At 50.5% G+C, this 15762-nt stretch carries 14 protein-coding genes; 4 read left to right on the forward strand and 10 right to left on the reverse strand.

The window, feature by feature from the left end; all coding sequences use genetic code 11:
* Positions 1-15: 15 nt before the first annotated feature.
* The gene (locus QXU03_05610) at positions 16-600 is read left to right on the forward strand and encodes a hypothetical protein (GenBank protein ID MEM2171208.1); all 585 of its coding nucleotides are present in this window, start codon (positions 16-18) and stop codon (positions 598-600) included.
* Here the strand turns inward: QXU03_05610 and QXU03_05615 are convergent.
* The 5 genes from QXU03_05615 to QXU03_05635 all read right to left on the reverse strand — a co-directional run bounded on the left by QXU03_05615 (position 559) and on the right by QXU03_05635 (position 4657).
* Positions 559-1347, reverse strand: coding sequence for an ABC transporter ATP-binding protein (locus QXU03_05615; GenBank protein ID MEM2171209.1), 789 nt, complete (start codon positions 1345-1347; stop codon positions 559-561). The genes QXU03_05610 and QXU03_05615 overlap by 42 nt on opposite strands.
* On the reverse strand, positions 1344-2303 hold the full coding sequence (locus QXU03_05620) for an iron ABC transporter permease (protein MEM2171210.1): 960 nt from the start codon (positions 2301-2303) through the stop codon (positions 1344-1346). The genes QXU03_05615 and QXU03_05620 overlap by 4 nt, the downstream gene beginning before the upstream one ends.
* 4 nt (positions 2304-2307) lie before the next feature.
* Positions 2308-3354, reverse strand: a complete 1047-nt coding sequence (locus tag QXU03_05625) for a helical backbone metal receptor (protein MEM2171211.1) — start codon at positions 3352-3354, stop codon at positions 2308-2310.
* An 86-nt stretch (positions 3355-3440) separates the two neighbouring features.
* Entirely contained in the window at positions 3441-3923 is a 483-nt protein-coding gene (locus QXU03_05630) for a hypothetical protein (protein ID MEM2171212.1), read from the reverse strand.
* A 293-nt stretch (positions 3924-4216) separates the two neighbouring features.
* A complete protein-coding gene (locus QXU03_05635) occupies positions 4217-4657 on the reverse strand; it encodes a hypothetical protein (protein ID MEM2171213.1) in 441 nt (146 codons plus the stop codon).
* A gap of 316 nt (positions 4658-4973) precedes the next feature.
* Here QXU03_05635 and QXU03_05640 point away from each other — a divergent pair, with 316 nt between their 5' ends.
* Together QXU03_05640 and QXU03_05645 are read left to right on the forward strand one after the other, a co-directional pair.
* Positions 4974-5327 (forward strand): hypothetical protein, encoded by a 354-nt coding sequence (locus tag QXU03_05640; GenBank protein MEM2171214.1) that lies wholly within the window; start codon positions 4974-4976, stop codon positions 5325-5327.
* A gap of 169 nt (positions 5328-5496) precedes the next feature.
* Positions 5497-6891, forward strand: a complete 1395-nt coding sequence (locus QXU03_05645; GenBank protein MEM2171215.1) for an ATPase domain-containing protein — start codon at positions 5497-5499, stop codon at positions 6889-6891.
* Here the strand turns inward: QXU03_05645 and QXU03_05650 are convergent.
* The 5 genes from QXU03_05650 to hypA form a co-directional block, all read right to left on the reverse strand.
* Positions 6888-8663, reverse strand: a complete 1776-nt coding sequence (locus QXU03_05650) for a hypothetical protein (GenBank protein MEM2171216.1) — start codon at positions 8661-8663, stop codon at positions 6888-6890. The two genes, QXU03_05645 and QXU03_05650, sit on opposite strands and share 4 nt — an antisense overlap.
* Before the next feature lie 167 nt (positions 8664-8830).
* On the reverse strand, positions 8831-11665 hold the full coding sequence (locus QXU03_05655; protein MEM2171217.1) for an ATPase, T2SS/T4P/T4SS family: 2835 nt from the start codon (positions 11663-11665) through the stop codon (positions 8831-8833).
* Positions 11666-11841: 176 nt separating this feature from the next.
* Positions 11842-13209, reverse strand: coding sequence for a TrpB-like pyridoxal phosphate-dependent enzyme (locus tag QXU03_05660; protein ID MEM2171218.1), 1368 nt, complete (start codon positions 13207-13209; stop codon positions 11842-11844).
* 66 nt (positions 13210-13275) lie between these two features.
* Positions 13276-14010: a P-loop NTPase gene (locus tag QXU03_05665; protein MEM2171219.1), complete on the reverse strand. Its 735-nt coding sequence runs from the start codon at positions 14008-14010 to the stop codon at positions 13276-13278.
* Positions 14003-14395, reverse strand: coding sequence for a hydrogenase nickel incorporation protein HypA (hypA, locus tag QXU03_05670; protein MEM2171220.1), 393 nt, complete (start codon positions 14393-14395; stop codon positions 14003-14005). Before hypA ends, QXU03_05665 begins: the two co-directional genes overlap by 8 nt.
* Positions 14396-14456: 61 nt before the next feature.
* On the opposite strand from hypA, the gene QXU03_05675 reads away from it, so the two are divergent.
* Positions 14457-15743: a hydroxymethylglutaryl-CoA reductase, degradative gene (locus QXU03_05675; protein ID MEM2171221.1), complete on the forward strand. Its 1287-nt coding sequence runs from the start codon at positions 14457-14459 to the stop codon at positions 15741-15743.
* Positions 15744-15762 lie beyond the last annotated feature (19 nt).

Here is a 15762-nt window from a genome sequence, read left to right on the forward strand (position 1 = left end):
TAAATATCCTATTTTGTGGTAAAATTGATTACTTGTAAAGAGCTCGTGGAGCTCTTAAACGTGGCACGAAACATAGGGATTGAATTTAGGGAATTTCTCGGTGTTAGCCTGCTACTGAAGGAAGGCTACGGTAGAGTCGCCATAGCCAAGAGACTCAAATTCCGGGAGAGGCTAGTGAGGGGGGTTATTGAGGGCTTGAAGAAAAACGGCATTGAGGAGCTCGTGGTTAGGACTATTGGAATGCTTAGTAGAGCGCTCATCAACGCACCCTGGTTAGGCTGTAAACCAGTTGTTTATGGCAACATCGACGAAGAGCTACTTGGCCGCGTGTTAACCCATATCGTATCCATGAGAGACTACATCGTAATAAACTCCGGAAATCCCGACAAAGTCGAGGTCATAGGGGTTTTGAGGTCCAGTGTACTGGAGTACCCTGGACTTCCACAAGAACTACTACAGCCGTACGTTAAAGTAGCAAGGCTTGTAGGGGCCGCCAACGGCATCCTCGTTTGCTGGAAGGACTACGTTGATTACTTCGATGACGCGGTTTTCCTGGCATCACTCACCAACATGTGCTTTAAGAGCACTATACAGCGGTAGTAGTACTACGCGGTCACCGAGCTCCACCCTAGTAAACCCAATACCGTAAGCTTTTTCTAGGAAGGTGGCGTTATTTATCAAGTCCTCGTATGGGCCCGAGTAAAGTAGTTTCCCGTGCGAAAGCACTATGAAGTAGTCGCAAGTATGGAACGCGAAGATCGGGTCATGCGTGGATAGTACTACCGTGGACCCCTCCGAGAGCTTCTTCAAGTAGAGGGAAAGCCACGGCTTCAAAGCAACGTCAAGGTGGCTATCAGGCTCGTCAAGTAGCAAAATCCGCGGCCTCCTCACCAGCGCGGACGCCAGCACTACTCTTTGGAGCTCGCCGGAGCTGAGCTCGCCGATTCTTCTCGTGAGCAAGTGCTCGATGCCGAGCGATCGTGAGACTTCGTAGATGCCCTCAAGGTCTTCTTCGCTGTCAGCTAAACCACGGGAAATGGGGTACCTGGATGTTAAAAGCACATCTATTACCCTAACACCCAGGAGCTCATTCACACTCACGTGCGACGTATAAGCCAAGATCCTCCTCAAGGCTTTGCCCAGCTCGCTGATATCCCTACCTTCTATGAAGATCGCGCCGTCGTATTCTACTAGCCTAGCTATTGCTTTAAGTAACGTTGTCTTCCCAGCCGCGTTGGGACCTACGATGCACGTGGTTGTTCTCTGCGGAATCTCCACGGAAACGTCGCTAATGGCCTCGATGCGGGAAGGTCTATACGTTACTCTGAGCGCTTTCGTTGAAATCACAGCTTACCCCTTTTAAACCTCTTAACGATAAGGAGCAGGAAGAAGGGTGCCCCGAAAACCGATACGATAGCGCCCGCCGGTACCTCGCCCATAACCGGCGTCGTAACGGCTCTGGAAAACGCGTCGGCCACGTACAGTATGGACGCGCCAATAGTAGCTGCCATGGGTACGACCACCCGGTTATCGCTTGTTCTGAGTAGGAGCCTGGAGATGTGGGGAGCAACGATACCGGTAAACCCTATAAGGCCAAATAATGAAACAAGTACGCTCGCCGAGGTCCCCGAGGTAATGGATGCTACTAATCTAGTAAGCTTGGGGTTTACGCCTAGCTGAGCTGCGTACTCGTCACCGAGTAGTAAGGCATTGAGCCTCCTAGATAGCACGAAGTGAGTGGCATATGTGAGTATAAATGCTGCGGCGACATAGACGAGCTTATCCCGCGTGGCAAGGATGAAGCTACCAACAAGCATTAAACTAGCATAGGGATACCTCGTTAGAGCATAGTACGATAACAGCGCCGAGAGGCCCGAGAAAAGGCTCGTAATGCCTATGCCCGAGAGCACGTATGCCACATCGCTACCGGAAATCCTTTCAGCCACGATTACCGTGAGCGCGAGCGCGAATAGCCCGCCCATGGCAGCCGATAATGCCACTATTAACGGCCTGTACTCGTACAGTATTACTGTAAGGTATAGCGCGAATAAAGCTCCACTGCCCACACCCAGAATGTAATGGTCGATTAATGGATTTCTAAGCGTTGACTGCAGGAAGCAACCAGCTATTGCGAGAGCGCTACCCGCCATTAACGTGTAGAGTGTCCTGTAGAACCTGTATTCTGCGAGGTAGCCCCCAACGCCCTGGCCGGTGTTTACTACGTGTGTGAGCGCGCAAGTACAGGTGATCATTATTAGAGGGAGCGCAGAAAAAAAGAACAGTGCTTTGCGGTTAACGAGCAAGCTCTTACCTCTTCTTCCTTAAACCAACGTAATACCCTATTACTCCACTAACCAGGGCTACTAACGGCGCCGCCACGTATAGCTCTAAGGGTGCACTAGTTACTAGTGGGGCTTGTTGAGGGGTTCTCGGGGTTGTCGTGGTCCTATTTGCTAGTCCTTGAACTAGTGCATGATATATTACTTGGGGTGCATACGCGAGTAGCGGTCCCGGCCTCATTAGTACATCTACCTCAGTTGTGTTCAGTAGCACTAGGGGCTTGCCCAGCTGAGGTAGCCCCGACTGTTCTACCGCTTCCTGCGACGCGTAAGGACAGGCCACTATCACTATGTCGGGGTTCCACTCGGTAATCGCCTCGATGCCTACAACGCTCCAGCCAATTGTTACCGCCGCGTTCACTAGCCCGAGCCTCGCGAGCAGGTCATCTATAAATGTTGCCTTACCAGCAACCCATATTCCCTGCCAGAAGTCTATTACTATGAGTACCTTTACGCCTTCATAACCCTTGAGCAGCTCCTTTCCGCTCTGTAGTGTAGACTCTATCGACCTGATGAGGTTTTCGGCTTCACCGGTCTTGTTGAAGATCAAGCCAACGGTGTATATGTCGTTGTATACGTCGTTAATGCTCCTGGCCGATCCGAGGTACACGACCGTTAAGTTGTACGCTTCAAACGCTTCAAGTAGTTGCCTGTGAGCCCCCCTATCAGCCAGTATGAGGTCTGGATTTAACTCTAGGATTTTTTCAACACTTATGGTGCTCCACCAGTAACCGCCGACTTCAACTACGCCGCGCGACTTCAATCTTTCCCCAATATCCATGTACCAGCTACTAAGGGAGAAGCTATCGGCCCCTACAACGCTACTTTCCACGCCTAGCGATGCCAGTATTTCCGTTATAGATGGTGCTAGCGAAACCACTCTACGAGGATAGGCCGTTAACGTAACGCTACGCCCTAAGGCATCGATTACCTGCTGCTCGGCAAGTGCCGGTAAACCACTTAGAACTACGAAAATCGCCATGAAGAGGCACATTTGCTTGGACAAGTTGTCCAACGTATCACCGGGTGTGAGTATTACCGAGCTGGGTTTATAAACTTATACCCCGGGGCTGGAGCTACGCGAGACGCGACTTCTTGATACTACTTGACGTCAAAGGAGAGTACAAGGGTACCCTTATCGAAGAGCAATAGTGCCTGGTATGTTTTACCGGTGGTGAAGTATGCGCGGGGAATGTCTACTACCACGTGCGCGGTGGCCCCTGAAAGCAGTACCTTGCCGTTTACTAAACCATATATAGTCGCGCTCTGCACTACTTCACCGTGACTATTTATCACCGCCGTTGAAGAAGAGTTTACTACTAGGGTTTCCCCTTCAGCATAGATACGCATTTGTACCAGCTCCACGGGTTCTCCCCGTTCATTACTAACAGTTATCACTAACCTCATCCACTGGGTGGAGTTGTAGGCTACACTATAGACTTCAACACCACCGTTAAGTACTGGCACCTTCCTCAGCTCGCTGATCACGTGTAAATATAGGAAAAGCGATGCTGATACCACGACGAGAAACGCAACACTCGCTATGGTAACGAGCACTGGGTATTCAAGTCCCACCACGACCACTCTTCATCATTTAAATCTCCACCTACTAGACTTATATACGTGCTCGTAGCCCGGGCAAACCCACGTCATGGCAGTTCACCGCGTAGCTTCTCCCTTGACATGATCGATACCAAGAAGGTAGCGGTCGCTCCTGACCATTTAAGATCAGTAGTGAGTTGTCTGGTGACTTTCATTTTTTACTTGAACGCGCCTTGTGCTTACTACTAACTTCTCATCGCGCTTGATCCGCTACACTGCGAACTCTACCGTAGCTTTGAAGCTGTTTTAGTTAGAGCGAAGAAAAAATAGGGCTTCTACTTAGGCCACACAATGCTCGCCGTAAACGAGTACGTGCCGAGATCCGTGAGGATCGCGCCGTCGACTGCCAGGGTGCCGGGAGGTATAGGCCTATTGACTGAGTTCACCTCTACAAGGATGTCTACTGAGCTTCCCGCCACTACTTTCGAGGAATTGTTGCTGTTAAAGTAGGGTGTTACGACCTGTTTAATCGTGACGTCTGCGTTGCCTACGTTCTTGACGGACAGCACGAGCGCGCCTTTTACACAATTACCGCCATCATCTAGTTCCTCGCATATGAATGTCGGCATACCCAGTACTTGTAATACGCCTGCCCTGCCCGCTTGTGGCGCGAACCACCAAAACCACGCAAGTAACACCAGTCCAGCGGCTATGATGCCAATGGTAACTATTATTGCTAGCACAGGTGCGCTTAGGTCTCCTCTCATCCTCCCCATCCATACCACCCATTTTCATATTTATATTTAGGTCTTTATAAATATTTACAACATTTACAACATATACTAAGGCGCTTGAACGGGTCCTCGAGCCCGCGAAATACCCTCCTGAAAGAGTCCCAGTAGCATCTTGCCGCGATTATTTAAATGTCCTGGCAGGCCACCCATTAGCCAAAACTCTAACGAGGGAAGGTAATACCAAGACTTATATACTGTAAAGGCATTAAGATACTTGTGTAAACGGGCTTACCGGTGATGCCTGTGATTCCGTCAACACCTCATAATGTAATGTACTCACCATGATATCGGTGTTCACATGAATGTCGGGGACTTATCTACCCTAAAGTCCCACTTACAGGAATTCCTGGTAAAGAAGGTTCCCGGCATGTTGAGCTTCCTAAACATGCTTTGTACGCTGATACACAGGGTAGACTGCATAACCCTCTTCTTAACGTCTCCCAGTAAGCTCTACTTAGTTATACTAACCCATTACCGCGGAGACACCGTTACAGCTGATTACACATTCACGTTAATGTTCTTAAACCCACTAGTCGCTTACTTAAAGGCACCTGAACTAGCACAACAACTACTAGAGTACGTAAAGACGGGCAGAGATAACGAGTTCATTGAAATCGTGATGAAAGTCTTGGTTAAAGGGGTGTCAGCTTGACTCACACTAACCGGTTCTCGGCAGATACCACCACTTTAAACCCTCCTATAACAGTTATTAAGGAGCCCCTGTTTTTTGAGGGGTGAGTAAGTGGGTTAAAGGTAAAAGGTAATTAGTTTATGTATTACTCATTGGTAGCGATATCTAGAAGGTGCAGGGTGTTCGGCACGTGAGTAGCCACTTTGAAGAAAAGACGTTTACTACCGGGATAGAGAGCTTAGATAGGCTTATCGGTGCTATACGCGCACCCTACACTATTCTCGTAGCCGGGCATCCAGGCGCGGGGAAGACCACTCTCGCGTCAACTATATGCTACCACAATGCCCTCAAGGGGAGGAAGTGTCTGTACGTAACGTTTTACGAGGACAAGGACAAGCTTTATAGTTACATGAAGAAGCTTGGAATGCCGCTTTCGGAGGTTGAATCCAAGGGGTTAATGAGGTTTCTCAAGCTCCCCGCCATCCACGACGTTGACAGCGTAGTAGATGTGCTAAACAAGAACGTCATAGAAGGCTTTGACTTAATAGTAATAGACTCGATAACCGTGCTCCTAGAAGCCGTGAAGGACCACACGGAAAAGAGGGCCTGGCTACTAAACTACTTTTACCAGCTACCTATACTAGTTAACGGGCTACTAGTACTCGTATCCGAACTACCATTCGGAGAGGAAAGGCTGGGGCTGGGCTCAATAGAGTTCGTCGTTGACGCGATACTAATACTAAAGCACAGAGTGGAAGACCGCTTGTTGTTGAGGTTGCTAGAAATAAGGAAAGCCCGCGGTGCGCCAATACACGTAGCTGAAGTACCATTTACAATAGCTGAAGGTAGGGGTCTACTAGTATACACGCAACCAGTGCTAGAGGAGCTACCCCCCGAAAGGGAAGCAATCGAGCTGACGTGTAGTGCGTTGAGGAGCCGAGTTGGACACGTCCACAAAGACTTCTTCATAAACATATTCTACCCGCCCGAGACCGTTTACGGTGAAAGGGCCTTGATAATGCTACTAGCTCAAGCAATTAAGTACAACCTAAAAATACTCGTTGTAAGCTACATTTCATCACCAGAACTATTGAGGGAGCTACTTCTATGGATTCTCGAAGAGCGCGGACTCAGCCGCGATGTCGTAGAGAAGGTTATCGATAGGTACCTAGTTTTCAGGGGAATAAACCCGTTTGCCTACAACGTGCACGAACTCGTAATGAAAGAACTAGCGCTGGTGGAGGAGGTTAAACCGGATATAGTGGTGTTTCACGGCGTGCAGGTAGTGGAAGTCCCCATCTACCACTTTAAGGAACTGTACAAGCAGGTACTTTACCTCAAGTCAAGAGGTATAGGCATTGTTAGGGTGGGTAGCTGTATAAACGACGTAGTCTGCGACAGCGTAGCATCTATAGCCGATTTAACGCTCAAAGTGAAACGAGAATACAGGGAAAAACACGTAGACACCAGAGTGATAGTGCTCAGGAGATTTCACCCACCATCAATAATAACTGGTGAGGAGGACTTAGAGTGCTTCGAGGAGAACATTAACACGATAGTACAAGAGGTCTCCAAGCAGGCTTAGAACGGTGTAATAGTTAACAGGTACTTGGATACCGTGTAGAGGACTAGCATCGACACCAACGCTCTATAGCAGTACACCACCGACCCGCCTCGGACCTTACCTACGAATAGTGAAGTGAAGAGCAGGGATAGGAGGGACAGCGTGCTGAGCAGGCCGTATATCCTTGGATCATAAGCAAACACTATCGTGGAGGCCCCCAGAGGCCCCGCTACCCGGATTAAACCGGCTATGTACTCGTAGACCTTGTCAATGAACGCTAAGAACCCGCCAATTACTGCCGAGAGCCCCACCATCAATACTTCGAGCGTCCTGGCTAGGCTCTTTACCCTCGAGAAAAGCACGTTAAGCCTTTCATAGCTAGAAGAAAAGGCCCGCATCATGTCAGGGGTAGATCCGAGCCTCAGCATTACAACCAGGGTCTCTATGAACGATGCGTGGTACGTGCTCGGGGCTCTGGATATTATGGCTTTTTTAAGGGGCTCAGACAGGTATCCAGCCAGTATGCTCCTAGTAAGCCTTACTACCCCCTTGCTGTACTTTCTCGAAGACCTCTCTAAGACCAGTGCAATGTTTTCACCGGTAGTTGCCGCCAAGGATACGGCATCAGACGCCATTCTAACGAATGCGTCGTACAGGCCTACACGTCTTAGAGCCCTTTCCGCGACTATGAGGGGAGGAGTTAGTAAACCCAGCACTATGAGTGAAAGCGTGTACTCACTTAGCTGAGGGAGTTGCACCGGTGCCTCAGCCACGTGAGAAAACATTGCGTAGATCAGCAGTGCGAATGAGGCGCCTAGGGAAACCGCCGAAACGGCTAAGAGTGTGCCGGGCGGCCTCATAACCAGGCTTGAGGGGTAGAAACTGGTGATGAGGGCGTAGAGCAGGAAGAAGAGGAAGCACTGCATACTGAGCGTCAAGCCGAGTACAGCCAGCAAGTTACCGCCTATTACGGGTACCAAGGCTGCTACTATCACCGGGATGAAGAGGTACGCGAAAAGCGCCGAGCCCACTATTATAGTAAACTTCTCGGAAAGGCCGGCCACCTTGGACTCGAACCACGAGTATACGCTGTCAAAAACCCTTTCCACCACGTTCCTCACATCGCTCATGGATATGGCCGCGAGCACGACTCTCCTAAAGAGCTCCCTGATTTTCTCGGAGGGGTGATTGGTGCAGACCATGTCCATTGCCGATAAGAAGGATACGGATGTTAAGGTAGCCACCTTCCTCGCGAACCTGACCTCTCTTGCGGATGCTGGTAGCGCAGTACTACCCTCTATAACAGTGAACATGTCGTATAGCGGTAGCTTCAACGACGCCATTACCCGAAAGAGTATGAGCAGGTACGGTAGTTCCACTTCAATATCGGTTTTCCTCTGAGAAGCCCATAAACCAACTAAGATTCTAGGCATGAAGTAGAGGAAGAGAGAGGTCGTGGTAGCGATTAACGCCAATATGATGAACTCCACTCTAGGGTGGGAGACGAGCGTGCACGTTACAGCGTGGCTTGTGAACAGCAGGGTAAGTGCTATCGAGAGCTGGAAGAAAAACCTAGAAGCCCTTAAACCGCGCGAGCTAAGCCCCTTACCAGTTCTTAGCAGGTTCTCGACCATTAGCCTGCGGTTTTGTTCTTCGAACTTCTCAAATATGGATGAACCGGCTAGGAGTGCTAGGAGCGCAGGTGCTGGAGACGCATAGACAGCTATGTGGTATAGTCCGGTGGTGCTAACTAGTACAAGGTAGATTACGAGCACCGGTACGGTTGCGATCATGCTAAGCATAAGGGGGCTATCTACGCCTTTGGACGTGGCAACTACCACCCGCATCTCCCACGTGAATTGCTAGTTTAAGTGGTAAGCGGTGCTACCACACCTCCACAATGCTTACGCATGCTACCAGCTAATAACCATGTTTATCGAGCTGGTTGGGGGCATATTCCTCACGCGTGAGTGTACGAGCGGAGCTTCCCCTCCAGCCTTCTGTACAGGATTTCTGGTAGTTCCTTGTATGTGGGTGTTTCAAGCGTGGGATCCCTTTCCAGCGCCTCTCTATAGGTCTCTTTAATGGTTTCCACCATTGCCTGGTACTCTCTTTCAAGGACCTCTTTTGGTACCCTGTGAGCAAGGACTATTCTATCGATGAACCTAAATGCTCTTATTGGGTTCTCTATTTGCGTGTTCATGACGATCTTGTCGGTTTTCGGATCATAAATGAACAGGGGCACCGTGATGTTCTCTTCCACGATATGAACTTCATGTCTAAAAGTCCGCTTACCGCCCCTTTCAAACACGTTTGTTTTAACGAACACGTTAAGAAGCTTTAGGACTTGCGGATCCACGGATATCGGTGGCGATACCAGCCTGAGAAGGGCGGCTTCAGGGCTTTCCGCGTGAAAAGTTGTATTGTGCGTCACTATTAGTCCACCCGATATGGTGTACATGTGGGGAGCGGGCACTTCCACATCGTAGAGGGCCGAGTCCTTTTCAACTACTTCTATTTTTTCGACGGGGTATAACAGGTAGTTTCCATTATCCGTTACCTTCGAATGGTCCTTAGACTTTCCTCTAACCCCCATTACTCGTAAAAACCTCTCTTTACCCCTAGTAATTCTAATCACGTACGTTGCCCTGTTACCTCTTCCATTTAACCCCTTACCGCTACTGGCCACCTTGACGCCGGCATCAATTCCAAGGGATCTAAGCACTACAACCAGGGATTCCGCTAACTTCCTGTTAGGAGCCTTGGCTATCGTTCTAAAGCGCCCTTTTCCATCTCTAAGTACTAATCCGCAACCCTCCCAAAATCCCTTTATCAAGCCCTCTCTAAATCCTTCAGGCGCCCTCAATGCCAAGTCTAGTGGAATCGACCTCTCACCGTACCTCGTCCTGCCTTCAAGCACCTCGTACACCAGTGTTGCAAAGATCTTTGAACCGACCACCACTTTCAAGCCCCTCGCGCTACTGGTCTTCTCTATCCTTACGGCTTCCCGCCTCACTCCCACCTCTTCGAGGCTTCTCGTAATCCTCCTCGCGCTATTTTCGCCGATCTTCGCACGGAACACTATTTCGTTGGGAAGCCCATCCCCTGGATCGTACCTCATCGTGCCGCGTGCTAGGAACAAGCCTATCAGGTACCCAAGCCGCCTTGATAGCGGTATTCTGTAGGGTAGCTTGCACTTACCTCTAGTTCCGAACGTTACTGCTGAGCCTTCTAAGTCCTCTCTAGAAACGACGTTAACCTTTACGAGCTCTAATGCCTTAGCCGCCGGTACCGCTGAACCCCGTAACCAGCTGTACGCCCTGTGATAGGGTACCCCGGCTACTTTGCTGATCCTGGGGGCGCCCACCTTCTTCAACGGGCCGGAAAGCCCGTGTACGTAGAGCCTGTTAACGTACTTCTTAAGCACACTAAAAACGTCTATGCTCGTCAACGCACTTCCTGAGGGTATCGGCGGCAGGTACTTCACGGCCACCAGGAGATCTCCGGGCTCCAGTTCTTTGGCCTTCTTACATGCAAGCCCATTGTTCTTGTAGATCACCACTAAGTGGTCTTCGTGCACCTCGTGTACCACTCCCCCCGTACTCGTTATTCTCACAAAGCGGTTACTTCCGTTTTTAACGACTGTCCCGCTAACCTCCACCCATTCGGGCCTGCCTTCTCGATTCAGCGCAATTACCTTTACACTCCTATACTTACCCACCTGCACTCCACTCACCACGGCACCTACCTCATAGAGGTCGACCTTCCCATCAACCATCATCAGTACTAGCTGATCTCCGGGTAGGCACACCGCGCCATGCCCTAGTAGTATTGCGTGCGCCCATTCGCGGGCTTCTTCGCCACGTATTTCACCGACTATTACGTAGTCTACAGACAGCCTCACGCCGGTCTTTATCAGGTCGAAATACGTTATTTTGTATTCTCCAAACTCTCTCGTGGTTGTCCTCGTCCAGTACTTTGCGGGTATTCTAAACTCCGGCGTATCTTCGGCAGTTAAGACTCTTGATTCCGGGGGTACAAGCGCCATTAATGCGGCGGCTACCGTTGTTTTACCGCTCATTAGCTCGCCAACTATTATTATTGGAACCTTGTATTTCACCATCAGCCAGAGGAAGGCCGCTTCTTCGATGCTCAGCGTACCGAAGTGTATGAGCTTTAGTATCGTCCACGGGTTTTCGGGCAACTTCCTTATGTCGATCGTCATATCACGCCTCATGGTGACGTCGGACATGTATACGAGCGAAACTCGTGCCTCGTATCGTGGCTCGATAAAACTCGCAAGTGGTAGTGCTTCTGAGAGAGGTTTACCGGCAGCTGCAGCGAGCCTCATGGCCAGCTCCTTGGCTTCTTCGGACGAGAACGCCAGGTTCGTGTACAGCCTGCCATAAAACCTGTGCAATACCTGTGCGGGCCTCCCCACCATTACGTGCACGTTCACTATGTCGGGGTCCATGAAGAAGGGTTCGAGGAAGCCGTAACCGGTAAACTGCCTCTCCACCACGTGCCTCAATTTAGGGTCTTTTATTTTGCCGATTCTCTCAACAAGGGATTCGTCACCTACAATAATGTTATAGAGCTCCTTTTCCAGCCTTGAGACCTCCTTTAACAGCTTCGGATCTGCCGCGACGACATCGTACACTATATAAGTGTCATTAGTTATGCAAACGTGGTACAGCGGCTCTCCACCACGCGGAATTGCGTACTGCTCAATACACTTAAACTCCCCTTTAGGCTTCTCCAGGAGACGTAGTTTAACCTCGATCTTGGCCGCCAATACGCACCGACCCTCTCACCCTAGTGGAATACTGTCATCGCTCCTCGCGAGCCGCCTTGAAGCCTCCAGATAATACTATGTCTCATCAGACCCATAATAATCCTAACCGGGGACGATGCCTATGACTTTACACGTTCCTACACGTAGACACGCGTAGAATTATAGTTAATAAAAAGCTAATGCATAGTTAGGTAGGAGGTGTCTACTATTCCTGGCTCAAAGTCGTCCAGCCGGTTTTCAAGGTGTTCTTGGTACCCTGAAAGGTCTAATAAACCGTGCCCACTCATGTTGAATAGTATGATCGCGTTCTCACCTCTTCTCCTAGCTTCGAGCGCGATGCTGATTGCCGCTTTGACGGCGTGGGCTGATTCAGGCGCGGGCACAACGCCTTCGAGCTTTGCAAATAGCTGTGCAGCCTGAAAGACTTCTCTCTGCCCGTAAGCCACAGGCCTAACGATGCCATTTTTAACTAGTAAGGCTAGCGTAGGTGCAATGCCGTGGTACCTTAGCCCGCCGGCGTGTATTGGTGGGGGAACGTACTTGTGCCCTAGCGTGTACATTTTAAGTAGTGGGGTCAGGCCTGCAGTGTCACCGTGATCGTAGGTGTACACGCCCCTAGTCATTGAGGGTACCGCTTTAGGTTCTACCGCTATGAATTTTGTACTCTCCTTCCTCTTCATTACTAGTGCTTCGTGGTATAGCGGGTAAGCCAGTCCTGCAAAGTTACTTCCACCACCTACACAACCCACCACGTAGTCCGGCAGGTCTTCGCCTAGTAGTTCAAGCTGTTTCAAAGCCTCTAGTCCTATAACTGTTTGGTGTAAAAGAACATGGTTTAGTACTGATCCGAGGCTATACTTCGTCCTCGGGTTACTGGTGGCATCTTCTATAGCCTCGCTGATGGCTATGCCCAGAGATCCCGGGTGGTCAGGATCTTCTTTTAACACCCTGCGCCCGAACTCCGTGTAGTGGCTGGGACTGGGTACGACCTCGGCGCCGTAGAGCTGCATTAGTACTCTCCTATAAGGCTTTTGATTATAGCTGGCTTTCACCATGTAGACTCTGATCCTCAGGCCGAACAGGGCTCCTGCCAATGCTAACGCGGAACCCCACTGCCCCGCACCGGTCTCGGTTACCAGCCTTTCCACGCCCTCAGCCGCGTTAAAGTATGCTTGGGCAACAGCGGTGTTTACCTTGTGCGACCCCGTTGGCAGAACTCCTTCGTACTTGTAGTATATCTTTGCCGGCGTTTTCAGGTACTCTTCAAGCCTCCGAGCCCTGAGCAGCGGTGTCGGCCTACCGAGCTCTACGTAGAGTTCTCTCAACTCACCAGGTATTTCGACGAATCTCTCAGTGGAGAACTCCTGTTCAATGAGCTTTTTGGGAAATACTGCTTCCAGTTCATGCGGCTTGACGGCCTCTCCACTCGGTTTCAACATTGGTGGTAGTTGTTCAGGAAGGTCGGGGACAACGTTATACCAGTATTTGGGCACTATCTCGGCTAGTTGGGGGGCTCTAGCGTATTTGGGCGTTTTTAAATCCATTGGGACATGGAGGCCACCCCGTGACGCTCTAATCACGATCGGGTTTATAAAGGTTTTCTAGGCTACTCACCGTGGTAGTAGTTTGCTTAAAATATACCTGGCCGAGTCCTCTACATCTAATCCTAGTAGCTTGTCTAGGCTACCGGTTGCTGTCTCCAGCCTTGTAGAGTGGGGTATGTAGCCGAGGTACGTTACTCCAAGCTCCTTGGCATAGTCTACTAGCTTACCGTCTCCCATGTTTTCAACGAAGTACAGGTCAGCGTAACCGCATTCCCTCAGTATGTGGATGACCTTCTTCACCACGCTCATGGAGAGGGGGTTAGGGGTAGACACCACGATAGGCCTGATAACGCCCCGTAGCTTGTATGCCAATTCAAGGTGCTCATCGCCAATACCTGGTGGCGTGTCTACGAAAACGACGTCGAGAACACCCCAGTTCACAGTGGAAAGCACTTCCCACAAGGCGTCGCGCGCGGCACGACCTCTAAGAGCCATGGGCCTGTCGCCGGTATACGCCACTACGGTGAAGTAATGCAGGTTACCAATTCTCAACGGTAGTACCCCGTGGTGTTCACTGTACTTTAAGTGCTCTGGTCTTAGGCCTAGAACCACGTGCGTAGAGGGGTTGACGAGGTCTAGGTCTAGTAACCCCGTTGAGTAACCTAGTTTAGCGGAGTATAGGGCTAGTAAAGTCGTAACGGTCGTCTTACCTACGCCGCCCTTGTTGCTAATGACGGCGTACACTCTGCGCGGCTTCTTAAGGTTCTCGACCGCCTTTAGTACTCTCGGGTCTTCACTCATAACCCTCAACCACCACTCCCGACAAACCACGGCCTTTCACGATCTCGAAGTCTATGCTACGGCAATTAGGGCACTTGAAGTAAGCGTACGCAGCTTCGGGGAGGAAGTGCACTGCTTCGCGAACGGGTTCTTCGACCTCTGACATGTTCAAGCTCCATGTGTACCCGCATATGTGGCACTTGAAAACGGGCTCTTCGTCGACCACCTCAACTTCACCTATTTCCAGCCCATATTCTTTGGAGAGCTCTCTTACCGCGAACACTAGTATGTCCTTGTCTATTGACTGGAGTACTCCGATCTTGACGGCTACCTTCTTAGCCTTCTTAATCCCTCTACTCAAGACGTATAGCACTATCGATTCAGCTAAAGCCCACTCGTGAACCATGAGCGCTACACCAAAGTCTTTTAAGCTTTATCCTCGGTTTTAAACACACGTGGTGTAGGCGATGGCGCGGCAACCTAGGAGTAGCCGCATTGAGGGTTTTTACAAGCTACCCCTCGAGGAGAGGGTGAGAATCGTTAAGGAATGGGCGGACTTAACGGACGACGAAGTGAAGGTACTCCTCAACTTCGGTAACCTCTCCAGGGAGATAGCGGAAAGAATGATTGAAAACGTAATCGGGTGCATGGCGTATCCATTCGCCGTGGCGGTGAACTTTCTCGTAAATGGGAAAGACTACCTCGTCCCAATGGTCATAGAAGAAGCGAGCGTCGTAGCCGCTGCAAGCAATGCCGCGAAAATGCTACGTTACGGAAAGGGCATAATAGCGGAAGCCGGCCCCCAAGAAATGATCGGCCAGGTGCACGTAGTCAACGTAACGGCGCCTTACGCCAAAGTCACCAGGATACTAGAGCGCAAGCAGGAAATACTAGAACATGCAGCGCAGCAGGACCCCACCCTGATCAAGCTTGGCGGGGGTCCACGAGACTTGGAAATCAGAGTCATTGAAACGAGTAAGGGCCCCGTAATAGTGGTTCACCTAGTCGTAGATGTAAGAGATGCCATGGGCGCTAACGCCGTTAATACCATGGTAGAGGCGATCGCGCCCATCTTGGAAAGAATTACAGGGGGGCAGGCGAGGCTTAGAATAATATCAAACCACGCGACAAGGCGAATTGTTAGAGCATGGGCTAGGACACCGGCCGAAAACCTAGGCGGACTTGAAACCGCGAAGAGGATTGAAGAGGCCAGCGTACTGGCGGAAGTAGACCCTTACAGAGCTGTAACGCACAATAAGGGCATTATGAATGGTATCATAGCCGTGGCGCTTGCTACGGCACAAGATCACAGGGCTATCGAAGCGGGCGCACACGCATACGCGTGTAAAGCAGGTGTGTATAAGCCGCTGAGCACCTGGGAGGTGGACGAAGAGGGCTTTCTCAACGGTTACCTCGAACTACCGCTACAAGTAGGTATAGTGGGGGGCGCGACGCGAGTACACCCGGTTGCGAGGATAGCACTGAAAATACTCGGAGTTTCCTCCGCCAAGGAGCTCGCCGAGGTAATGGCGGCCGTCGGCTTAGCGCAAAACCTCGCAGCGCTCAGAGCCCTAGTTACCGAAGGCATTCAAAAGGGTCACATGAGATTACACGCTAGGAACCTAGCAATAATGGCAGGCGCTACCGGAGACCTAGTAGACAGGGTGGCAGAGAGGATGGTTAAGGAAGGTAAAGTGAGGTACGACTACGCCAAGGAGCTCGTAGAAAAAGCACTTCGCGGAGAACCGGTCTGAAGATAATTAAGATAACGCA

It is taken from the genome of Desulfurococcaceae archaeon, from assembly GCA_038845865.1.
In the GTDB taxonomy this organism is placed as follows: Archaea; Thermoproteota; Thermoprotei_A; order Sulfolobales; family Desulfurococcaceae; genus UBA285.